The sequence below is a fragment of the Bosea sp. Tri-49 genome, from assembly GCF_003952665.1.
Taxonomy (GTDB): Bacteria; Pseudomonadota; Alphaproteobacteria; order Rhizobiales; family Beijerinckiaceae; genus Allobosea.
In genome coordinates this window covers 4,471,908-4,493,001 of sequence record NZ_CP017946.1, presented here as the reverse complement: position 1 = coordinate 4,493,001, position 21,094 = coordinate 4,471,908, and the positions used below count along the sequence as shown (strand labels likewise).

Here is a 21,094-nt window from a genome sequence, read left to right as displayed (position 1 = left end):
ATGCACGCTCCCGTCAGACCATCAGCTACTCCTTCCAGCCCCACGCGCAGGCCTGTCGGCCTCAAGCTCGCCCTGCGCCTCGCCTGGCGCGATCTTCGCGGCGGCCTGCGCGGCTTCGGCGTCTTCATCGCCTGTCTCGCACTCGGCGTCATGGCGATCGCCGCCGTCTCCTCGGCGTCGCGAGGTCTGAGCGAGGGCCTCGGCCGCGAGGGTCGGCGCATTCTCGGTGGCGATGCCGCCTTCAGTCTGATACATCGTGAGCCGACCGTGGAGGAGCACGCCTTCCTCGCCCGCCATGGCAGCGTGTCGACCATTGCGACGCTGCGCAGCATGGCCAATGCCGGCGAGAAGGGCGCGGCCCTGGTCGAAGTTAAAGCCGTCGACGGCTCCTATCCCGCCATCGGCGAATTGCGCACCGATCCGGCCCAGCCCACCGCCGACCTGCTCGCATTGCGCGACGGCGTCTATGGCGGCGTCGCCGATCCCGTCCTGTTCGGCCGGCTCGACCTCAAGCCGGGCGACACCGTGCTGATCGGCTCCGCAAGGGTGCAATTGCGCGCCAGTCTTGTCTCCGAGCCCGACAAGATCGCGGCCGGTGTCGGCTTCGGCCCGCGCCTGATTCTCTCGCAGGAAGCGCTGCGCGCCTCCGACCTGCTCCAGCCCGGCAGCCTGGTGCGCTGGACAGCCCGCGTGGTCCTGCCGGCCGGAGCAAACACCGACGTCGCCCTCGATACCCTGCTCGCCAATGCCACGCGCGAACAGCCGAATGCCGGCTGGGAAGTCCGCTCGCGCGCCAACGCCGCGCCGAACTTCCAGCGCAATATCGAGCGCTTCACCCAGTTCCTGACGCTGGTCGGCCTGACCGCGCTCCTGGTCGGCGGCGTCGGCGTCGCCAATGCGGTGCGCCGCTTCGTCGAGGCCAAGCGGCTCGATTTCGCCACGCTGAAGGCGATCGGCGCCACCGGCGGCCGGGTCGTCGCCATCCATCTGATCGAAGTCATGCTGGTCGCCGGCTTCGGTATCGCGATCGGGCTCGCGCTTGGCGCCGCCGCCCCCTTCGCGCTGGGCTTTGCGCTCGCCGACATCCTGCCCTTGCCCTTCGAGCCGACCCTCGCCCCGGCCGAGCTAGCGGTCGCAGCGCTCTACGGTCTGCTCACGGCGCTGGTCTTCGCCATCATCCCGCTCGGCCGCGCTCATGACGTGCCGGTCTCGGCCCTGTTCCGCGACCAGGTCGAGCCCGATCGGCGCCAGCCGCGCTGGATCTACAGGGCGATCTTCCTTGCCGCGCTTGCCGGCCTCGTCGGCGTCGCGCTCGTCTTCGCTTATGACCGGCGTATCGCGCTGATCTATATCGGTGCTGCCGGCGGCGTCTTCCTGCTGCTGCGCCTGATCGCCTGGGGGCTGATGGCGCTGGCCCGCCGGGCCGGACGCCCACGCCAGCCGGCGCTGCGCCTGGCGCTCGCCAACATCTATCGACCCGGCGCGCTGACGCCTTCGCTGGTGCTGTCGCTCGGCTTGGGCGTTGCCCTGCTTTCGACCCTCGCCTTCATCGACGTCAGCCTGCGCCGGCAATTAACCCAGTCGCTGCCGCAGAAGGCGCCGAGCTTCTTCTTCCTCGACATTCCCAATGCCCAGGCGGCGGAGTTCGATCGCTTCCTCAGCGAGCAGCGCCCCGGCGCGCATGTCGAGCGCGTGCCGATGATGCGCGGCCGGATCGTCAGCGTGAACGACGTCCCCGCCGAGCAGATCAAGGCGAGCGAGCAGATGGCCTGGGTGCTCGAGGGCGATCGCGGCATCACCTATTCGGCGGGCATGCCCGAGGCCTCCAGGCTGGCCTCGGGCGAGTGGTGGCCGGAGAACTATCGCGGCGAGCCGCTGGTCTCCTTCGACGGACGCGCCGTCGAGGGGCTGGGGCTGAAGCTCGGCGACAGGCTCACCGTCAACGTACTCGGCCGCAATATCACCGCGCGCATCGCCAATTTCCGCGACATCGAATGGCGCTCGCTCGGCATCAACTTCGTCATGGTATTCTCGCCGAACACCTTTGCCGGCGCGCCGCACACCAATCTCGCCACCGTGACCGACAACGGCGCGCCGCCTGTCACCAGCGACGCCGCCCTGATGCGCCAGCTCGCGGTTTCCTTCCCGGCGGTGACGGCGGTTCGGGTCAAGGACGCACTTGAAGCGGTCAATACCATCGTCGGCCAGCTCGCCGGAGCGATTCGCGGCGCCTCCGGCCTTGCCATCAGCGCGAGCCTGCTGGTCCTAGCGGGCGCTCTGGCGGCCGGTCAAAGGGCGCGGCTCTATGACGCGATGATCCTGAAAACGCTGGGTGCGACCCGCCGATTCATACTTTCGTCGTACGTCCTCGAATACGCAGGCATCGGCGTCGTTTCGGCTCTGTTCGGGCTCCTTGCAGGTGCCGCGGCCGGATGGGGCGTCGTCACGCAAGTGATGAAGATAGATTTCGTCCTCGATCCAACGGGCGCTATTATCGCTGCGACTGCAGCCGTCGTGGTCACCGTCGTGTTCGGATTGGTCGGAACGCTACAAATACTGTCAAAAGCGCCGGCTTCTCATCTGAGGAATTTATGAGTTCTGACTCATCGCAGCGCGGCATAGACATGAACTGACGGTAATGTTGCATGGCTCGGCAAGCGAATTTCTATGCCGGTGACGCCGCTAACCATGCTGGCCCCTTGTAAGACCGCTCGTTCCCCCTCATATTTCGCACTGTCGCCACGATGGTGCGCGACGGTGGGCGTCGCAAGGGCGATGTCCGCCCGGCAAAGTTTCAAGGGGAATTCTCTCCATGAGCGATTTCGACCGCAACGCTCAAGTCTGGGGTGCCGGCCGCGCACAGCAGACCAGCGCTGCTGAGCTGGACCAGGGCCTGCGCTCGTTCATGCTCGGCGTCTACAACAACATGACGATCGGCTTGGCCATCACCGGCCTGATGGCGATCGGCATCTCGATGCTGGCGATTGCCGGCTACTCGCCTTCGGGCAAGGTCACCGCGCTAACGCCGCTTGGCCAGGCGCTCTACCTTAGCCCGCTGAAGTGGGTGGTGATGCTGGCTCCGCTGGCCTTCATCTTCTTCTTCTCGTTCAAGGCCGAGAGCATGAGCTCGTCGACGGCCCGCGCCATGTTCTTCGCCTTCGCGGCGGTGATGGGCGTCTCGCTGTCGTCGATCTTCGTCGTCTTCACCGGTGAATCGATCGCCAAGGTGTTCTTCATCACCTCGGCGGCTTTCGGTGGCCTTAGCCTCTTCGGCTACACCACGAAGAAGTCGCTATCGGGCATGGGCTCCTTCTTGATCATGGGCCTGATCGGCCTGGTGATCGCCTCGGTCGTCAACATCTTCCTGGCCTCTAGCGCTCTGTCCTTCGCCATCTCGGTGATCGGCGTGCTGGTCTTCGCCGGCCTGACTGCCTGGGATACGCAGCGCCTGAAGGAAATGTACCTGTACTCGGACCTCGACTCCGAGTCGGCCGCGAAGCTTTCGGTGAACGGCGCCCTGTCGCTCTACCTGAACTTCGTCAACATGTTCCAGATGCTGCTCTCGCTCTTCGGCTCCAAGCAGGAGTGATCAGGGCGACAGCCTGAAAACACGAAGCCCCGGCCGCAAGGCCGGGGCTTTTCTTTTTGGGCCAGCCTGGCGCGGCGATCTCAGCTCACCACGCTCAGCCGCTTATCGAGCACCTTGAGCACCCGGCTCAGCTCGGCTCCACGCTTCAGGATCAGCCCGGTCGCGGTCACCACCGAATAAGTGCCCTGTCGCCTCGCCAGCGACGGGTCCTTGACGATCCGGTAGAGCGGCACCTCCGCTGCGCGGCGAAAGACCGAGAACTGCGCCTTGTTTCGCAGGAAATCGATAGCGTAGTCGCGCCACTCACCGGCCGCAACCATCCGGCCATAAAGGTTGAGCAGCTCGTTCAGCTCACGGCGGTCGAAGGTGACGGAAGAGGGCGCGGTGGCAGCCGGAAAGGCGACGACCGCGCCTGCTCGCTGCGCTGGCGGAGTTTCGCTTTCACTCATCGCGCCTCCTGTTCATCGCCTGCCGTTGCCCGGCAAGGGATGATGCGCCCGCCTCCCGACGCTGGCAAGACAGCTTGATGACAGTGCCGACATCTTCTTCCGCTTTCATCGCGATTGCCATGATTTTGCCGCGCTTGCGCCAAGCGAGCGCCCCGTTGCGGCATTCAACTCCGATTCGTTGCCTAGACGGCCCGACCTGTCCGGCTCCGGACACGTCAGCCCCCCAGCCCCTCCGGCGCTGCGGCGGGTCGGGCCAACTAGTCCAGGCTAACTTACGGCTGGCGGTTTCCGCCGGCCGTTTTCTTTGACCGGAAGCTTAGCGCGACGCGCCGTGATATTCGGGATTGGGCCGCATATCGACCGCCGAGGCGATCCGGTTCGACATGTTGAAGAAAGCGGCGACCGCGCCGATGTCCCAGATGTCGCGCTCGCCAAAGCCGGACTGGCGCAAGCCTTCCCGATCCTCCTCCTCGATTCGATGCGGCGTCTCGGTCAGCTTCACCGAAAAATCGAGCATGGCGCGGTGGCGCTGGGAGAGTTGCACCGCGCGAAAGTTCATCACCATCATCTCGCCGAGCACCGGATCGCCGGAGAGCTGACGCACCGCTTGACCATGCGCGGTGAGGCAGTAGTAGCAGCGATTCACGCTGGAGACCGCGACCGCGATCATCTCGCGCTCCAGCTTCGACCAGCCGGACGGCGCCAGCATCAGATCGTTGTAGAAGCTGGCGAAGGCCTGGAGCTTGGCATCGTCGTGCGCATAGGCGGTGAGGACATTCGGGACATAGCCCAGCTTCTCCAGGCATTTCGCGAAATAGGCCTCCATCTCCGGCGACAGCTCTGCCTGCGGCAGCGCGAGTGCCATCACGGCAGGCGGCGCGTCCTGCTTCGCCGGCTGCTCGCCCACCATCGCTTTGTCATGCTTCTTCGTCATCTCTGCACTCCTCGCGCTGATATCCGCGCGGATCGGGCACAAGCTGCCGTTTCCGCGCCATATTGGTGCAATCTGGCTGTCGCGATACGACGAAAGTTGCAGCGGCCGGTGAGCTATGTCATCGCTGCGGCAAAATAGCAGGGGGAAGACGACTATGGCCAAGCGCGAAGCGAATGCCACGGCTGCAGCCGTCACCGCGATCGAAGCTGCTGCCCGTGAGCTCGGTTCGGCGATGCCCGCGGAATTCCCCAAGCTGCTCTATGGCCGCACCGTCGCCGAGGATCTCGTCGCGCTGCCGCCGGACCTGCTAGCCCGTGCTGCCGACGCCGCCTATGCCCACCTGACCAGCCGGCGCAAGCCCGGCGAGCCCAATTTGCGCTTCCGCGACGAGGCGGTGAAGGCGGATGGGCGCGAGCGCCAGATCACCGTCCTCGAGGTCGTCAACGACAACAAGCCGTTCCTGCTCGACTCCACCCTCGCCGAGCTGGCCGAGCAGGGCTATGAGCCGCGCCTGGTCGCCCACCCCATCCTCGCTGTGGTGCGCAAGGACAATGGCACCTTCGAATCGCTCGCCGGCGAAGCGGCCGGCCGCGCCGTCGAGGGCACGCGCCGCGAGAGCCTGATCCATATCCATCTCGACCGGATCGACACAGCCGAGGCGCGTGACCGGCTCGCAGCCGGTCTTGCCCGCGTCTATGTCGATGTCGGCCTCGCGGTCGACGACTGGGCCGCGATGCGCGGCCGTATCACCGAGGTAATCCAGTCCTACCGCGCCAACCCGCCGCCGCTGCCGGAGGACGAAGTCACGGAAGCGCTGAACTTCCTCGAATGGATCGCCAGCGACAACTTCACTCTGCTGGGCGTGCGCGCCTATCGCTTCGCCGGCGGTGACACCGCTGCCGACCCGGTCGATTCCTCCGGCCTCGGCATCCTGCGCGACCCGGATGTCCGGGTGCTGCGCAAGAACCGCGAGCTCGTGGTGATGACGCCGGAGATCCGCGCCTTCCTGGCCAAGCCGCAGGCGCTGATCATCACCAAGGCCAACGTCAAGAGCCGCGTCCATCGCCGCGTCCATCTCGACTATGTCGGGATCAAGCTCTTCACCGCCGATGGCCGGCTCGACGGCGAATTGCGCATCGTCGGCCTTCTGACCTCGAACGCCTATACCGGCACCGCCCGCTCGATTCCCTATCTGCGCCTCAAGGTCGCGCGCGTGCTCAAGAGCACCGGCTTCGATCCGTCGAGCTATTCCGGCCGCGCCCTCTACAACGTGCTCGACGCTTTCCCGCGCGACGAGCTCTTCCAGATCGACGTCGAGACGCTGGAGCGCTTCGCCCTCGACATCATGCAGTTGACCGAGCGGCCGCGCATCCGGGCGCTCGCCCGCGCCGACGAGTTCGACCGCTTCGTCTCGGCGCTCGTCTTCATCCCGAAGGACCGCTACGACACCACGGTGCGCCGCCGCGTCGGCGAATTCCTCGCCCGCGTCTACCAGGGCCGCGTCTCTGCTGCCTATCCGGCCTATCCGGAGGGTCCGCTCGCCCGGACGCATTACATCATCGGCCGCGACGAGGGCCGCACCCCGAAGATCGACCGCAGCACGCTGGAAGCCGGCATCGCCGCGATCGTCCGCACCTGGAGCGACGGCCTCAAGGACGCGCTCGACGCCGGCAAGGCCGGGCCCGCCGCTCGCGCGCTGGCAGAGCGCTATGCCGAGGCCTTCGGCGCCGCCTATCGCGAGCGTTATTCCGCCGAGGATGCGCTGGTCGACGTCGACATGCTGCAGAAGCTGTCGGACGAACGTCCGCGTGCCGTGAACCTCTACCGCCGCGAGGGCGACGGGCCGACCCGGGCCAACCTCAAGCTGTTCTCGCGCGGCGCCGCGATCTCGCTCTCCGAGCGCGTGCCGATGCTGGAGAACATGGGCTTCCGCGTCGTCAACGAGCGCACCTTCAACATCACGCCGCAGCAGAACGGCGGGAGCAGCGCCGACACCCGCGTCTGGCTGCACGACATGACGCTGGAGCGCGCCAGCGGCGGCGAGATCGACATCGAGAACCTCGATCCGACGATCGAGGCGGCGCTGATGGCGCAATTCCGCGGCCTCACCGAATCCGACCGCTTCGACCAGCTCGTGCTGGCCGCCGGGCTCGCCTGGCGCGAGGCGGCGCTGCTGCGGGCGCTTGGCCGCTATCTGCGCCAGGTCGGCGCGCCCTATGCGCAGGACTACATCGCCGATGCGCTGACGCGCCATTCCGGCATCGCCACCGGGCTGGTCAAGCTCTTCATCGCCAAGTTCGATCCGCGCCTCTCCGACAAGAAGCGGGCCGAGCAGGTGAAAGCCGAGCGCGAGCAGATCGAAGCCGCGCTCGCCGACGTCACCAGCCTCGACGAGGACCGCATCCTGCGCCGCTTCGTCAACCTGATCGACGCAGGCCAGCGCACCAACTTCTTCCAGATCGGCCCCGACGGGCATCCGCGCGGCACGATCTCGTTCAAGTTCGCCTCCGGCCAGGTCGACGGCATGCCGCTGCCGCGCCCGCTCTACGAGATCTTCGTCTACTCGCCACGCGTCGAGGGCGTGCACATGCGCTTCGGCAAGGTCGCGCGCGGCGGCCTGCGCTGGTCGGACCGGTCGCAGGACTTCCGCACCGAGGTGCTCGGACTGGTCAAGGCGCAGCAGGTCAAGAACGCCGTCATCGTCCCGGTCGGCGCCAAGGGCGGCTTCGTGCCCAAGCATCTGCCGCCGGCGAGCGACCGCCAGGCCTGGCTTGCCGAAGGCACCGAGAGCTACCGCATCTTCGTGCGCACCTTGCTCGAGCTCACCGACAATCTCGACGGCGAGACGGTCGTACCGCCGCCGGACACGGTCCGCCATGACGGCGATGACCCGTACCTCGTCGTCGCCGCCGACAAGGGCACCGCGACCTTCTCCGACACCGCCAACGCGCTCTCGGCCGAGAAGCATCACTGGCTCGGCGACGCCTTCGCCTCCGGCGGCTCGCAGGGCTATGACCACAAGGGCATGGGCATCACCGCGCGCGGCGCCTGGGAAGCGGTGAAGCGCCATTTCCGCGAGATCGACGTCGATATCCAGACAACGCACTTCACCGTGGCCGGCGTCGGCGACATGTCGGGCGACGTCTTCGGCAACGGCATGCTGCTCTCGCCGGCGATCAAGCTCCTCGCCGCCTTCGATCACCGCGACATCTTCCTCGATCCCAATCCGGACCCGGCCAAGAGCCTGGCCGAGCGTCAGCGCATCTTCGCCCTGCCGCGCTCGTCCTGGGCCGACTACGACAAGTCGCTGATTTCCAAGGGCGGCGGCATCTTCTCGCGCCAGGCCAAGAGCATCGCGCTCTCAGCCGAGATTCGGCAGGCGCTCGACTTCGACAAGGCGCAGGTCACGCCGGCCGAACTGATGACGGCGATCCTGAAGGCGCCGGTCGACCTGCTCTGGTTCGGCGGCATCGGCACCTATATCCGCGCCGGCGACGAGACCGACGCCCAGGTCGGCGACCGCGCCAATGACTCAATCCGCGTCACCGGTTCCGATCTGCGAGCGAAAGTGATCGGCGAAGGCGCCAATCTCGGCGCGACCCAGCGCGGCCGCATCGAGGCGGCGCGCCAGGGCGTGCGCCTCAACACCGACGCGATCGACAACTCCGCCGGCGTCAACACCTCCGACGTCGAGGTCAACATCAAGATCGCACTCGCCGACCCCGTCCGTGACGGGCGCCTGCCCGAGAAGAAGCGCAACGCCCTGCTCGCGCAAATGACCGACGAGGTCGGCCTGCTCGTCCTGCGCAACAACTACCTGCAGAGCCTGGCGCTCTCGCTGACCGAGGCGCAGGGCATCCAGGCGACGCCGCACCTGCGCCGGCTGATGGTTCAGCTCGAGGAGGACGGCCGGCTCGATCGCAGCGTCGAATATCTGCCGTCCGACGCCGTGCTGATCGAGCGCGAAAAGCGCGGCGAGGGTCTGACCCGGCCGGAGCTCGCAGTCCTGCTCGCTTATGCCAAGCTCGCTCTGCACGACGCGTTGCTCGAGTCGGCCATTCCCGACGATCCCTATCTGAAGAGCGAGCTCGTCCGCTATTTCCCGCAGCCGCTGCGCGAGGGCTATGGCAAGGAGATCGCCGGCCACAAGCTGCGCCGCGAGATCGTCGCGACCCAACTCGCCAACGCCATCATCAATCGCGGTGGCCCGGCCATCGTCTCGACTCTGGCCGACCAGACCCGCGCCGAGGCTCCGGCGATCGCAGCCGCCTACGCCGTCGCCCGCGATTCCTTCGACCTGATCGCGCTGAACGGCGCCATCGATGCGCTCGACGCCAAGCTGCCAGGCAAGACCCAAACCGGGCTCTATGCCGCCGCGCAGGAATTGGTCGTCGATCGGATGCGCTGGTTCCTGCGCCGCGGCGTCGCCACGCCCGGCGCGATCGAGCAGACCGTGGCGCACTATGCCAAGGGCGTCGCGGCGCTCGAGGGTGCCTTGGCCGAGTTGTTGCCTGAAGCGGCCGCCCAGGCGCGCAACGCCCGCATCGCCGCGCTGACGGCCGAAGGCGTGCCCGAGCCGCTGGCAGTGCGCGTCGCCAGCCTGCCCTGGCTCGCCGAGGCGACCGACATCGTCGACATCGCAAGCCGCACCAAGCGCGACATCGTCGAAGTCGCGCGGATTCATTTCGCTGCCGATTCGGTCTTCGGGTTCTCGACGCTGGCCTCGGCGGCCGCTGCCGTACCGGCCACCGACGACTATGAGCGCCTGGCGCGCCAGCGCGCGGTCGAGACGCTGACCGACGCCCATGCCGGGATGACGCAAGAGATCGCGACTGGCAAATCGGGGCCCGATGCGCTGAAGGACTGGCTGGCAGAACGGGGCGCCGACGCCGAACGCACCCGCGCCACCGTCTCGGCCATTGCCATGTCCGGCCTCTCCCTGCCAAAGCTGATGGTTGCGGCCGGCATGCTGGCCGATCTGCCGCGTCGATAAGGCCGAGAAGAGAGTTTGGCGATGAGCCCTGAAGACGAGAGCATGGTTCCAGCGGCGACGCGGATCGATCCGAAGCTGCTGGAGATCCTCGTCTGCCCGGTCACCAAGGCGACATTGGAATACGACGCCGCGCGTCAGGAACTGATCAGCCGCGCCGCCAAGCTCGCCTACCCGATCCGTGACGGCATCCCGATCATGTTGCCGGAAGAGGCGCGACAGCTGGAAGGGTAGTGACGCAAAATCACGGGTCCTACTTGGGCTGACTCAAGTAAGATTCGGGTAGCCGCACCGAGGCTTGCTGCTTGATCCACCGAGAACCGACAGGCCCGACTCGGTATGACCGGACATGACTCCGGGTCACCGCAACAGGTAGTGCCTACAGCATCTCGCCTTTGAGCAGGCGCGGCATCGATCCTCCCAACCCGGCCGCCTCGCGGATGAAGAAGCGTTTCAGCCCCGGCATCCGCTCGACCAGGCCGAGCCCGAGATCGCGCGCCAACCTGAGCGGCGTCGAGTCGTTCGAGAACAGCCGGTTGAGCCCGTCGGTGACGACGCCCATCGCAACCGTGTCGAAGCGCCGACCTTTCTCATAGTCTTCCAGCACATCGGAGCTGCCGACATCGAGGCCGAGCCGGGCCGCATCGACGATCACCTCGGCGAGGGCAGCAACGTCCTTCAGGCCGAGATTGAGCCCCTGGCCGGCGATCGGATGGATGACATGGGCGGCATCGCCAAGCAGCGCCAGCCTATCACCGACGAAGCGGCGCGCCACGCCGAAGGACAGGGGATAGGCGCCCGGACGGCTTTCCAGCGTGATTTCGCCGAGCTCGAGGCCGAAACGACGCTCGACCTCGAGGAGGAGGTCGCTCTCGTCGAGCGCCAGCAGCGCTGGGACGTTCTTGGTCGCTTCCGTCCAGACGATCGAGGAGCGATGGCCGAGCTTGCCGCCATCGGGCAGCGGCAGGATCGCGAACGGGCCGGACGGCAGGAAATGCTCGACTGCCCGTCCCTCATGCGGCCGCTCATGGCCGATGGTCGCGACGATCCCCGATTGCGGATAGGACCAGCCGACCCAGCCTATGCCGGCCTGCTCGCGAAGCTTGGAACGCGCGCCGTCCGCCGCGACCAGCAAGGCGCAATCGAGGCTCTCGCCGTCCGCGAAGTTCACCGTAGTCATACCGCCGTCGTCGACTGCACTCGAGCGGACGCCCTCGGCCCGCAATTCGACGCCATTGGCGCGCGAGACCTGGAGTAGTGCCGCCATCAGCGCACCATTTTCGACCATATGAGCAAAGGGCTGGCCGGGTTCGACCTCGCCATCGAAGCTGAGGAAGACCGGCCGCACCAGATCCGGTGTGCGGCTGTCGGTGATGACCATCTCGGTCATCGGCGTCGATGCTGCCTCCACCAGACGCCAGACGCCGAGCGCCTCCAGCATGTTGCGCGCCGCCGCCGCGACCGCATAGGCACGGCTGTCGGCACGCGCCGGCCCGGCCAGCGCCGGATCTGCGACGATGACGCGGAAGCTCTCGCCCAGCGCCTGCTTCAGCGCGACCGCCAGAGTCAGCCCGGCGACGCCGCCGCCGGCGATGACGATGCGCCGGCTCGAACTTTCGGAACTCTGGGCCATCGCCTTCCTCGCATCGCGCCGCTTGACGCCGCCGGATCGCTCGTTGCTGATGCTTCCCGTCTTGCCCATAGCCGGCCCGGGCCGCAAGCCCGCGCCAAGCCGGTTTCCTGCCGATGAACCCAGCCGCGAACACACTGCTCCCGATCTTCGATCTCGAATCGCTTGGACACAATCGGTTCCAGGGTCGCAGCCCCGACAATGGCTGGACTCGCGTCTTCGGCGGCCAGGTGATCGGCCAGGCGCTTTATGCCGCCTGCAAGACGGTGGAGGAGCGCCAACCCCATTCGCTGCATGCCTATTTCATGTTGCCGGGCGATCCGACGATTCCGATCGTTTACGAGGTCGAGCGGCTGCGCGACGGCGGCTCGTTCTCGACGCGGCGCGTGCTGGCACTGCAAAAGGACGCGGCGATCTTCGCGATGTCGGTTTCCTTCCAGATCGCTGAGCCCGGCTACGACCACGAGATGCCGATGCCGGCCGTGCCGATGCCGGAGGATTTGCCGGACCGCGATGGCATGGAGCGCGATGTACTGCCGCATATGCCCGAGGCGGTGCGCGCCTATTACCGGCGTGAGCGGCCGATCGAGATCCGCCCGGTCGAGATGAGCCGCTATGCTGCGGATGGGCCGCGGGAGCCGAAATTCAATGTCTGGGTCAGGGCGTCGCAGAGACTGCCCGATGAACCAGCGCTGCACCAGAGCGTGCTCGCCTATGCCTCGGACCTGATGCTGCTCGATTCCAGCCTGATCGCTCACGGCACCAGCGTCTTCGACCGACGTGTCCAGAGCGCCAGCCTCGATCACGCAATGTGGTTCCACCGCCCCTTCCGGGCCGATGACTGGCTGCTCTATGCCCAGGATAGCCCCTCGGCCTCGGGCGCGCGAGGCTTCTCGCGCGGGCTGATCTTCGATCGAGAGGGACATCTCGTCGCCTCGGTCGCGCAGGAAGGCCTGATCCGGCCGCGCCCGGACCGCGCCTGAGCACGCGCCCGCCTGCTTTCACGGCATCTGCCTAATTATTAGCCATTCTGACTCGCTGAGCGCCGCCTGATCATGGCGGAATCGCGGCATTGCCCGCTCGCGCGCCACATCTTCCGGTTGGCACGGGCCTTGATAGGTCCACCCCGACGCGCCTGGCTCGAAAGGGCGCGAGAGGCGCAACGACGTCGCTTGGACCGCGGTCCGGCGCGCACAAGCGGGGACAACCCAGCCATGAAGATCGTGATGGCTATCATCAAGCCGTTCAAGCTGGAGGAGGTGCGCGACGGGCTCACCGCCATCGGCGTGCACGGGCTCACCGTGACCGAAGTCAAGGGCTATGGCCGCCAGAAGGGCCATACCGAGATCTACCGCGGCGCCGAATACGCCGTGAGCTTCCTGCCGAAGATCAAGATCGAGGTCGCCGTCACCGACGATCTCGTCCCCAAGGTGATCGAGGCCATCACCGCCGCCGCCCGCACCGGCCAGATCGGTGACGGCAAGATCTTCGTTTCGTCGATCGAGAAGGCCGTGCGCATCCGCACCGGCGAGACCGACGGCGACGCCCTCTGATCCCGACCTTCCGTCCAGGAGTTACACGATGAACATCAAGACCCTTAACCGGGCCGGGCTGGTCGGGCTGGCGCTCGCCGCGATGGCCGGCGCCGCGATGGCGCAGGCTCCCGCTGCACCGCCCGCCCCTGTGCCCAACAAGGGCGATACCGCCTTCATGATGAGCTCGACGATCCTCGTCCTGCTCATGACCGTGCCCGGCCTCGCTCTCTTCTATGGCGGCCTCGTCCGCAGCAAGAACATGCTCTCGGTGCTGACCCAGGTCTTCGCCATCGTCTGCATCGTTTCGCTGATGTGGATCATCTTCGGCTACTCGCTCGCCTTCACCAATGGCGGCGGCCTCAACGACTTCGTCGGCGGCTTCTCCAAGGCCTTCCTGCGCGGCGTCGACGGCAATTCGACCGCCGCGACCTTCTCCAACGGCGTCGTCATCCCGGAATATGTCTACATCGCCTTCCAGATGACCTTCGCCTGCATCACCCCGGCCCTCATCGTCGGCGCCTTCGCCGAGCGCATGAAGTTCTCGGCGCTGCTGCTCTTCATCGTGCTCTGGGTCACCTTCATCTATTTCCCGATGGCCCACATGGTCTGGTACTGGGGCGGGCCTGACGCGGTCGGCAATGCCGCCAAGGCGCTGGCCGAGGCCGGTGCGGACGGCAAGGTGGCGGCCCAGGCAGCGCTCGACGCGGTCAACGCCGATGCCGGCATGCTGTTCAAATGGGGTGCGCTCGACTTCGCCGGCGGCACCGTCGTGCACATCAATGCCGGCATTGCGGGCCTCGTCGGTTGCGTGCTGATCGGCAAGCGCATTGGCTTCGGCCGTGAGCTGATGGCTCCGCATTCGCTGACCATGACGCTGATCGGCGCTGCCCTGCTCTGGGTCGGCTGGTTCGGCTTCAACGCCGGCTCCAACCTCGAAGCAAACGGCACCGCCGGGCTCGCCATGATCAACACCTTCGTCGCCACGGCGGCGGCGGCGGTGGCCTGGCTGTTCGTCGAATGGGCGGTCAAGGGCAAGCCCTCCATGCTCGGCATGGTCTCGGGCGCCGTCGCCGGCCTCGTCGCGATCACCCCGGCGGCAGGCTTCGCCGGCCCGATGGGCTCGATCGTGCTCGGCCTCGTTGCCGGTGCAGTCTGCTTCGTCTTCTGCTCGACGGTGAAGAATGCCCTCGGCTACGACGACTCGCTCGACGTCTTCGGCATCCACTGCATCGGCGGCATCATCGGCGCGCTCGGCACCGGCATCCTGGTCAACCAGGCGCTCGGCGGCGCCGGCATCCCCGACTATGCGACCAAGCCGGGCGAGCTGGTCGCCGCGACCTACGAGTTCGGCACAGCTTTCATGGCCCAGCTCAAGGCGGTGCTGTTCACCCTGGTGTTCAGCGGCGTCGGCTCGGCGATCCTCTACAAGATCGTCGACGTGATCATCGGTCTGCGGGTCCCGGCCGACCAGGAGCGCGAAGGTCTCGACATCGCCGAACATGGCGAGCGCGCCTATCACGACTGAGCGCTGACTGGCCTCACGTGAAACATCGCCCCGGCGGGAAATCGCCGGGGCTTTTGTTTGCGCCTCTCAATCGCGGCTCTCGGCGCGGTCGAGCACGATCTCGAGGACTTGCACTCCCTTCGGCAATTCGATCAGGAACTCGGCATCACGTTCGAGATGATGGATCTTGCGCGGATCGGGTCCGGCGAAGCGCGACATCGCCTCGACGCTCTCCCAGTACGAGATCGTCACGAACTCGCTCTCGGTCTCGCGATCCTCGCGAAACATCTGCGCACCGAGCGCCTTCCTGGCCAGCGGCCTGATGCCGACCTCGAGCAGATAATCCGCGTAGGCATCGGCCTTTTCCGGTACGGTCCGGCCCCGCCAGATCCGGGCAATTCTCGCAATTCTGTCGTCGCCTTCGGCCATCTCGCCCTCCTCGCTATCGCTTGTCGAAGAATGCTTTGCTCGCGCCATCGTTCCCGAGGCCCACGACAGCGCGCGGCGGCAGTGCAAGGTTAAGCGCGCCTTAACCGGACCTTCCTAACCTGCCGGTTCGATGGGGCGGTCTTTGCCGCCTTCCTCATGCCCGCAGACCACGGCCCGATGCGCACGATCCGACGCTCCTCATCGCTGATCGACCGCCTGCCCGATCCGGTGCGGGAGTTCCTGTCGCGCCGCGCCGCCGAGATCGGTGGCATGGCGATGCTCGCGCTGATGGTCGCCGTCGCGGTCGCCCTCGCCACCTGGTCGGTGGACGATCCTAGCCTCAACAACGCCACCCGCGGCACCGTACGCAACCTGCTCGGCCGGCCGGGCGCGATGATCGCCGATCTCGCCATGCAGTTGCTCGGCCTCGGCGTGGTCGCGCTGCTGCTGCCCCCGCTGCTCTGGTCGCTCAGGCTGATCCGCTTCCATCTCTTTGATCGCAGCGCGCTCAAGCTCGTGCTCTGGGTCATCGGCATCGTCTCGACCGCCGCAGTGGCGAGCGCCCTGCCGGCAACCCCGCGCTGGCCGCTGCCGACAGGCATGGGCGGTGTGATCGGCGACGCGCTGCTGCATGGCACCCGCAACATCGTCGGGCTCTCCGGCACCGCGCTCGGCGGCCTCGTCGCCTTCGTCTTCGCCGGCATCGCCATCCTCTCGGTCACGGCAGCAGCTGGCTTCGGCCTCGTCACAGACGCGGATCCCGAGCTCGACAACGACGATGATCCGGCCTGGGCCGATTCGGAAGACCGCCGCGATGACGAGCCGGGCCTGTCGGTGATCCTGATCGGCTGGCTTGCCCATGGCGCCATGGCTCTGAAGGCCGCGATCATGCGTCGCCTGCCGCGACCGCCACAGCCCGCCTCGGCAGGCGCCGGCTCGGTGCCCGTACCGGTGCAGACCGGTAGGGTCCGCCGCGAGCCGAATTTTACCGGCGGGCCGGAGCCTTATCGGTCGCCCGTCGTTGCGCCCGAACTTGCTCGCGCCGCTGCCATCAGGCCGAAACCGAACGCTCCCGCGGCCTATGACGACGACGAGCCATTCGAGGCGCAGGACGTGCGCGACCTCAACGCCCCGCGCGTGACGCCGCCGGTCGGCGCGCCCAAGCCGGGAAAGCGGTTGACGCGCGAGGCGCAGCCCTCCTTGCTCGATCGCGACACCTTCGAACTGCCTCCGTTGACCTATCTCGCCGAGCCGAAGAAGCTGCCGGCCAACACCGTCTCGACCGACGCGCTGGAGCAGAACGCCACCCTGCTGGAAGGCGTGCTCGAGGATTTCGGCGTGCGCGGCGAGATCAGCCAGGTCCGCCCCGGCCCTGTGGTCACGCTCTACGAGCTTGAGCCCGCCCCGGGGACGAAGAGCTCTCGTGTCATCTCACTTGCGGACGACATAGCGCGGTCGATGAGCGCGATCTCGGCGCGCGTTGCGGTGGTGCAGGGCAAGAACGCGATCGGCATCGAGCTGCCCAACGCCAAGCGCGAGACCGTCTTCCTGCGCGAATTGCTCGCCAGCCAGGACTTTGAAGGCACCAAGCACAAGCTCGCGCTCTGCCTCGGCAAGACCATCGGCGGCGAGCCGGTGATCGCGGACTTGGCACGTATGCCCCACCTTCTAGTGGCGGGCACCACCGGCTCGGGCAAGTCGGTCGCGATCAACACCATGATCCTGTCGATCCTCTACCGGCTGAAGCCGGAGGAGTGCCGGCTGATCATGGTCGATCCCAAGATGCTCGAGCTTTCCGTCTATGACGGCATCCCGCATCTGCTCACGCCCGTCGTCACCGACCCGAAGAAGGCGGTCGTCGCGCTGAAATGGGCGGTGCGCGAGATGGAGGAGCGCTACAAGAAGATGTCGAAGCTCGGTGTGCGCAACATCGACGGGTTTAATTTACGAGTGGCGGAGGCGGCCGCGGCAGGAGAGGTCATCACCCGCACGGTCCAGACCGGCTTCGACAAGCATTCGGGCGAGGCGATCTACGAGGAGGAGGCGATGGACCTGTCGCCTCTGCCCTATATCGTCGTGATCGTCGACGAGATGGCCGACCTGATGATGGTCGCCGGCAAGGAGATCGAGGGCACGATCCAGCGCCTGGCGCAGATGGCCAGAGCCGCCGGCATCCATGTCGTCCTCGCCACCCAGCGGCCCTCGGTCGACGTGATCACCGGCACGATCAAGGCGAACTTCCCGACGCGGATCTCCTTCCAGGTGACCAGCAAGATCGACAGCCGCACGATCCTGGGCGAGATGGGCGCCGAGCAGCTGCTCGGCCAGGGCGACATGCTCTACATGGCCGGCGGCGGCCGGATCACCCGCGTGCACGGCCCGTTCGTCTCGGACGCCGAGGTCGAGAAGGTCGTCGCGCATCTGAAGACGCAAGGGCGGCCGGACTATCTCGACGCGGTCACCGCCGAGGAGGAGGCTGCCGGAGCCGAGGACGAGGACGGCGCGGTCTTCGACAAGAGCGCGATGGGCGCCGAGAGCGACGACCCCTATGAGCAGGCGGTTGCGGTGGTCTTACGCGACAAGAAGGCCTCGACCTCCTACATCCAGCGCCGTCTGCAGATCGGCTACAACCGCGCCGCCTCGATCATGGAGCGGATGGAGAACGAAGGCATCGTCGGCCCCGCCAACCACGCCGGCAAACGCGAGATCCTCGTCGAAACCGGAAGAGCACGCGAAGACGAGGACTGAGGCGCGGCTGCGGCCAAGTGGCGCGAAACCGGTCCTGAAAATGCCATCACCCCGGTGCAACTTCTCCGCCGACTGAAGCGTTGAACCCTTGCCGGCCAGCCTTGGCGGCACGATATTCCGCCAGAAGGCGGCCAACCGGACATCCGAGTTCCATGACCACTCTCTCGCCCATGCCAGCCCTCGCAGCCGCCGCTCTGGCGCTCGCGCTGGCGTCGGGCCCGGTCTTCGCCCAGCCGCTCGATATCAAGCCCGCGGCGCAGCCAGCGGCGCCGCGTGCCGCCCAGCGGGCATTTCCGTTGCCGCCGGTCCGGCCAGCGGGTCTCGGCCTGCCGCGAACCGAGGCCGCTGCACAGCCCGCCTCGACCGCATCGGCACCGCCGCCCGCGCAGGAGCCGGTCGTCACCGCGAACAACGAGCCGCGCGCGACGCCGGCAGCCAAGCCGTCGCGGCCTAGCACTCCCCTGTCGAAGGCCGAGGCCGTCGAGCGGCTGAACACCTATTTCAACGGTTTCTCGACGCTGCAGGGCGATTTCATCCAGTTCGCCGCCGACGGCCGCCGGTTCGAAGGCAAGCTCTATATCCAGCGTCCGGGCAAGATGCGCTTCGAGTACCGGCCGCCCGTGACGATGGAGGTCATCGCCGACGGGACTTCGGTGGCGATTCGTGACCGCAAGCTCGCCACCCAGGACCTCTACTCGATCGGCCAGACGCCGCTGAAGTTCCTTCTCAAGGAGCAGATGAACCTTGAGAAGGACACCATCGTCACTGGCGTAAGCACCAAGGGCGACATTCTCTCGCTCAAGCTCGAGGACCGCTCGACCTTGGGCGGCACCTCGAAGATCACGCTGAACTTCGACCTTGCTGCCAACGCGCTCCGGCAATGGGTGGTGATCGATCCGCAGGGCTACGAGACCTCGGTCTCCGTCTATAATCTCGACACCCAGCGGCGGCCCGATCAGAAGAATTTTGTCATCAACTATGAGCGCGTGCTCTGAGCGGCCGCCGTTGCGAGCAGCGGAGCGCTATAGTTCTCGCGATGGCAAGCACGGCACAGCAGCGCTTGCTTTTCGCAGCCTGACGACCCAGGTTCCGGCTCCCATCCCGGCCGGAACTCCCCTGTGAAGCTCGACGTCACCACCTGGAACATCAATTCGGTGCGCCTGCGCATCGGGATGGTCACTGACTTCCTGAAAACCCACCAGCCCGATGTCCTCTGCCTGCAGGAGACCAAGACGCCGGACGAGCAGTTTCCGGCCAAGGCCTTCACCGAAGCCGGCTACGTCCATCAGGCCTTCATCGGCAACAAGGGCTATAATGGCGTCGCCATCGTCTCGAAGCTGCCCTTCTCCGAGCAGGAGGCGATGGCGATGTGCGAGCGCAACGACGCCCGCCATATGACCGTCGTGCTCGACGCCGGCGCGGGGGCTGCAGCCGGCATCGCAATCCATAATTTCTACATCCCGGCCGGCGGTGATATCGCCGATCCCGAAGCCAATCCGAAATTCGCCCACAAACTGCAGTTCCTCGATGCCATCGGCGCCTGGGGCATCGCCCGCAACCCGGCGGGTCGACCGAGCATTCTGGTCGGCGATCTCAACATCGCACCCTACGAACACGATGTCTGGAGCCATAAGCAGCTGCTCGACGTCGTCAGCCACACCCCGATCGAGACCTCGACCCTGGAGAAGCTACGCAGCGAGCTCGGCTGGACCGACGCCGCCCGCACGCTCAGGCCTGAGCCAGAGAAGCTCTACAGCTGGTGGAGCTATCGCGCCGCCGACTGGCAGGCCTCGAATCGCGGCCGCCGTCTCGACCATATCTGGCTTTCGGACGGGCTGAAACCGACGCTGCGCGACCTCTCCTTCCTGAGCGAGGCGCGCGGCTGGGAGCGCCCCTCGGACCATGTTCCGGTGACGGTCCAGCTGGAGCTTTGACCGCGGTCAGCGCAGGTCGATAGCCCTGAGCGCCGCTCCGACCGAGGCGAGCTCGCTGTTGAAATCATGCAGTCGCTCAGCGACCGCAGCGGCGATCGCCTGAGCCGAATCGGGTGATTCGCCGAGGACGCGGCGCATTACGCTACGCGCCAGCCGCATCACCTGGGTCGGTTCCCGCGCGATCGCCGTCACCGGCCGCTCCAGCGCCGTGAACAGCGCGAGCTCGCCGATCAGTGCGCCTGGCCCCACGACCTCGTCCGCCGGCCGGCCGTCATCCTCACGCTTCAGCGCCACCGTCCCGGATACGATGAGGAAAGCTCCGTCCGAGCCTTCGCCGCGCCGGAACAGCACATCGCCGGCGCGCAGGGTCCGGGTCTCGGCCGCGAAGGCGACGAGACGCAGCGCATCGCGATCCATCAGGCCCAGCAGCGGCTGACGGGCCAGCAAGGTGATGTCGTCGTTGAGCGACATTCAGACTACGGATTCAGCCGGTAGCCGCCGGCATCGGTAACGAGCAGCCGTGCATTGGCGGGGTCCGGCTCGATCTTCTGGCGCAGGCGATAGATATGGGTCTCGAGCGTGTGCGTCGTGACCTGGGAATTATAGCCCCAGACCTCCTGCAGCAGCGTCTCGCGCGCAATCGGCTTGCGACCGGCACGGTAGAGGAAGCGCAGGATCGCCGTCTCCTTCTCGGTGAGCTTGGTCTTCGAGCCCTTGGCGCTGACTAGGAGCTTCGAGCCGGGGTGGAATGTGTAGGGCCCGACCTGGAAGATCGCGTCCTCGCTCGCCTCGTACTGCCGCAGATGCGCGCGAATGCGCGCCAACAGCACCGCGAACTTGAACGGCTTCACCACATAGTCGTTGGCACCGGCCTCGAGTCCAAGCACGGTGTCGGCGTCCGAGCCCTGCCCGGTCAGCATCACCACCGGCCCCTTGAAGCCGTTCTTGCGCATCAGCTTCACGGCCTCACGGCCGTCCATGTCGGGCAAGCCAACATCCATGACGACGAGGTCGATGCGCTCGGCCTGCACGGCCTTCAGGCTCGCTGTCGCGGTCGGCGACGACGACACCTTGAATTCGTCATAGAGAGCAAGCTGCTCGGCGAGCGCATCGCGCAAGGTCTGGTCGTCGTCGACGAGCAGGATATGGTGGGTGGCCGACATGGAGCGATTTAGCCCGTTCTGCGTTCGCGCGACATTAGAGCATGTTCCGGAGAAGTGGGAGCCACCTTTACGGGCGGGCCCATACTCCAACATATTGAGTTCAGCGCAGATTCTGACTGCCCGGCTGGCACCGGTCAAACGGAAAGCAAGCTGGATGGCGCCAAACCGACCGTAGATCACGCAAGATGG

16 protein-coding genes are annotated in these 21,094 nt (G+C 66.5%); 10 read left to right on the top strand and 6 right to left on the bottom strand.

Annotated features, from left to right (window positions below):
* Nucleotides 1-2,595, top strand: a complete 2,595-nt coding sequence (locus BLM15_RS21715; protein ID WP_126114712.1) for an ABC transporter permease — start codon at nucleotides 1-3, stop codon at nucleotides 2,593-2,595.
* 217 nt (nucleotides 2,596-2,812) lie between these two features.
* Nucleotides 2,813-3,589, top strand: coding sequence for a Bax inhibitor-1/YccA family protein (locus BLM15_RS21710; RefSeq protein ID WP_126114711.1), 777 nt, complete (start codon nucleotides 2,813-2,815; stop codon nucleotides 3,587-3,589).
* A gap of 80 nt (nucleotides 3,590-3,669) precedes the next feature.
* Here the strand turns inward: BLM15_RS21710 and BLM15_RS21705 are convergent, their stop codons facing one another.
* Nucleotides 3,670-4,038: a DUF2794 domain-containing protein gene (locus BLM15_RS21705; protein WP_126114710.1), complete on the bottom strand. Its 369-nt coding sequence runs from the start codon at nucleotides 4,036-4,038 to the stop codon at nucleotides 3,670-3,672.
* 316 nt (nucleotides 4,039-4,354) lie between these two features.
* The gene (locus BLM15_RS21700) at nucleotides 4,355-4,948 is read right to left on the bottom strand and encodes a peroxidase-related enzyme (RefSeq protein WP_126116288.1); all 594 of its coding nucleotides are present in this window, start codon (nucleotides 4,946-4,948) and stop codon (nucleotides 4,355-4,357) included.
* 178 nt (nucleotides 4,949-5,126) lie between these two features.
* Here BLM15_RS21700 and BLM15_RS21695 point away from each other — a divergent pair, with 178 nt between their 5' ends.
* Together BLM15_RS21695 and BLM15_RS21690 are read left to right on the top strand one after the other, a co-directional pair.
* Nucleotides 5,127-9,965 (top strand): NAD-glutamate dehydrogenase, encoded by a 4,839-nt coding sequence (locus BLM15_RS21695; RefSeq protein ID WP_126114709.1) that lies wholly within the window; start codon nucleotides 5,127-5,129, stop codon nucleotides 9,963-9,965.
* A 21-nt stretch (nucleotides 9,966-9,986) separates the two neighbouring features.
* Nucleotides 9,987-10,196, top strand: coding sequence for a Trm112 family protein (locus BLM15_RS21690; RefSeq protein ID WP_164547602.1), 210 nt, complete (start codon nucleotides 9,987-9,989; stop codon nucleotides 10,194-10,196).
* A 145-nt stretch (nucleotides 10,197-10,341) separates the two neighbouring features.
* Here the strand turns inward: BLM15_RS21690 and BLM15_RS21685 are convergent, their stop codons facing one another.
* Nucleotides 10,342-11,595 (bottom strand): ubiquinone biosynthesis hydroxylase, encoded by a 1,254-nt coding sequence (locus BLM15_RS21685; RefSeq protein WP_126114708.1) that lies wholly within the window; start codon nucleotides 11,593-11,595, stop codon nucleotides 10,342-10,344.
* Nucleotides 11,596-11,708: 113 nt separating this feature from the next.
* Between BLM15_RS21685 and BLM15_RS21680 the strand changes: the two genes are divergently transcribed.
* From BLM15_RS21680 to BLM15_RS21670, 3 genes are all read left to right on the top strand, one after another.
* Nucleotides 11,709-12,575 (top strand): acyl-CoA thioesterase, encoded by an 867-nt coding sequence (locus BLM15_RS21680; protein ID WP_126114707.1) that lies wholly within the window; start codon nucleotides 11,709-11,711, stop codon nucleotides 12,573-12,575.
* A 231-nt stretch (nucleotides 12,576-12,806) separates the two neighbouring features.
* Nucleotides 12,807-13,145 (top strand): P-II family nitrogen regulator, encoded by a 339-nt coding sequence (locus BLM15_RS21675; protein ID WP_110493299.1) that lies wholly within the window; start codon nucleotides 12,807-12,809, stop codon nucleotides 13,143-13,145.
* A gap of 28 nt (nucleotides 13,146-13,173) precedes the next feature.
* Nucleotides 13,174-14,652, top strand: a complete 1,479-nt coding sequence (locus BLM15_RS21670; RefSeq protein ID WP_126114706.1) for an ammonium transporter — start codon at nucleotides 13,174-13,176, stop codon at nucleotides 14,650-14,652.
* A 66-nt stretch (nucleotides 14,653-14,718) separates the two neighbouring features.
* Here BLM15_RS21670 and BLM15_RS21665 read toward each other — a convergent pair whose 3' ends face one another.
* Nucleotides 14,719-15,060, bottom strand: coding sequence for an antibiotic biosynthesis monooxygenase family protein (locus BLM15_RS21665; RefSeq protein ID WP_126114705.1), 342 nt, complete (start codon nucleotides 15,058-15,060; stop codon nucleotides 14,719-14,721).
* A gap of 177 nt (nucleotides 15,061-15,237) precedes the next feature.
* On the opposite strand from BLM15_RS21665, the gene BLM15_RS21660 reads away from it, so the two are divergent.
* The 3 genes from BLM15_RS21660 (at nucleotide 15,238) to xth (ending at nucleotide 19,742) form a co-directional block, all read left to right on the top strand.
* Nucleotides 15,238-17,808, top strand: a complete 2,571-nt coding sequence (locus BLM15_RS21660; protein WP_126114704.1) for an FtsK/SpoIIIE family DNA translocase — start codon at nucleotides 15,238-15,240, stop codon at nucleotides 17,806-17,808.
* Nucleotides 17,809-17,960: 152 nt separating this feature from the next.
* Nucleotides 17,961-18,803, top strand: a complete 843-nt coding sequence (locus tag BLM15_RS21655; RefSeq protein ID WP_126114703.1) for an outer membrane lipoprotein carrier protein LolA — start codon at nucleotides 17,961-17,963, stop codon at nucleotides 18,801-18,803.
* A 123-nt stretch (nucleotides 18,804-18,926) separates the two neighbouring features.
* A complete protein-coding gene (gene xth, locus BLM15_RS21650; RefSeq protein WP_126114702.1) occupies nucleotides 18,927-19,742 on the top strand; it encodes an exodeoxyribonuclease III in 816 nt (271 codons plus the stop codon).
* Between the two features lie 6 nt (nucleotides 19,743-19,748).
* On the opposite strand, the gene BLM15_RS21645 is transcribed toward xth, so the two are convergent.
* Both BLM15_RS21645 and BLM15_RS21640 read right to left on the bottom strand, forming a co-directional pair.
* Nucleotides 19,749-20,213, bottom strand: a complete 465-nt coding sequence (locus BLM15_RS21645; RefSeq protein ID WP_126114701.1) for a cyclic nucleotide-binding domain-containing protein — start codon at nucleotides 20,211-20,213, stop codon at nucleotides 19,749-19,751.
* 5 nt (nucleotides 20,214-20,218) lie between these two features.
* Nucleotides 20,219-20,905 (bottom strand): response regulator transcription factor, encoded by a 687-nt coding sequence (locus tag BLM15_RS21640; protein WP_126114700.1) that lies wholly within the window; start codon nucleotides 20,903-20,905, stop codon nucleotides 20,219-20,221.
* Nucleotides 20,906-21,094: the final 189 nt, after the last annotated feature.

Bases quoted from the DNA above. Each gene is read 5' to 3' on its own strand.
- BLM15_RS21675 (WP_110493299.1), top strand. From the start codon at position 12,807: ATGAAGATCGTGATGGCTATCATCAAGCCGTTCAAGCTGGAGGAGGTG.
- BLM15_RS21670 (WP_126114706.1), top strand. From the start codon at position 13,174: ATGAACATCAAGACCCTTAACCGGGCCGGGCTGGTCGGGCTGGCGCTC.
- BLM15_RS21715 (WP_126114712.1), top strand. From the start codon at position 1: ATGCACGCTCCCGTCAGACCATCAGCTACTCCTTCCAGCCCCACGCGC.
- BLM15_RS21645 (WP_126114701.1), bottom strand. From the start codon at position 20,213: ATGTCGCTCAACGACGACATCACCTTGCTGGCCCGTCAGCCGCTGCTG.
- BLM15_RS21655 (WP_126114703.1), top strand. From the start codon at position 17,961: ATGACCACTCTCTCGCCCATGCCAGCCCTCGCAGCCGCCGCTCTGGCG.
- BLM15_RS21690 (WP_164547602.1), top strand. From the start codon at position 9,987: ATGAGCCCTGAAGACGAGAGCATGGTTCCAGCGGCGACGCGGATCGAT.
- BLM15_RS21685 (WP_126114708.1), bottom strand. From the start codon at position 11,595: ATGGCCCAGAGTTCCGAAAGTTCGAGCCGGCGCATCGTCATCGCCGGC.
- BLM15_RS21695 (WP_126114709.1), top strand. From the start codon at position 5,127: ATGGCCAAGCGCGAAGCGAATGCCACGGCTGCAGCCGTCACCGCGATC.
- BLM15_RS21660 (WP_126114704.1), top strand. From the start codon at position 15,238: ATGCGCACGATCCGACGCTCCTCATCGCTGATCGACCGCCTGCCCGAT.
- BLM15_RS21705 (WP_126114710.1), bottom strand. From the start codon at position 4,038: ATGAGTGAAAGCGAAACTCCGCCAGCGCAGCGAGCAGGCGCGGTCGTC.
- BLM15_RS21640 (WP_126114700.1), bottom strand. From the start codon at position 20,905: ATGTCGGCCACCCACCATATCCTGCTCGTCGACGACGACCAGACCTTG.
- BLM15_RS21665 (WP_126114705.1), bottom strand. From the start codon at position 15,060: ATGGCCGAAGGCGACGACAGAATTGCGAGAATTGCCCGGATCTGGCGG.
- BLM15_RS21700 (WP_126116288.1), bottom strand. From the start codon at position 4,948: ATGGTGGGCGAGCAGCCGGCGAAGCAGGACGCGCCGCCTGCCGTGATG.
- BLM15_RS21680 (WP_126114707.1), top strand. From the start codon at position 11,709: ATGAACCCAGCCGCGAACACACTGCTCCCGATCTTCGATCTCGAATCG.
- BLM15_RS21710 (WP_126114711.1), top strand. From the start codon at position 2,813: ATGAGCGATTTCGACCGCAACGCTCAAGTCTGGGGTGCCGGCCGCGCA.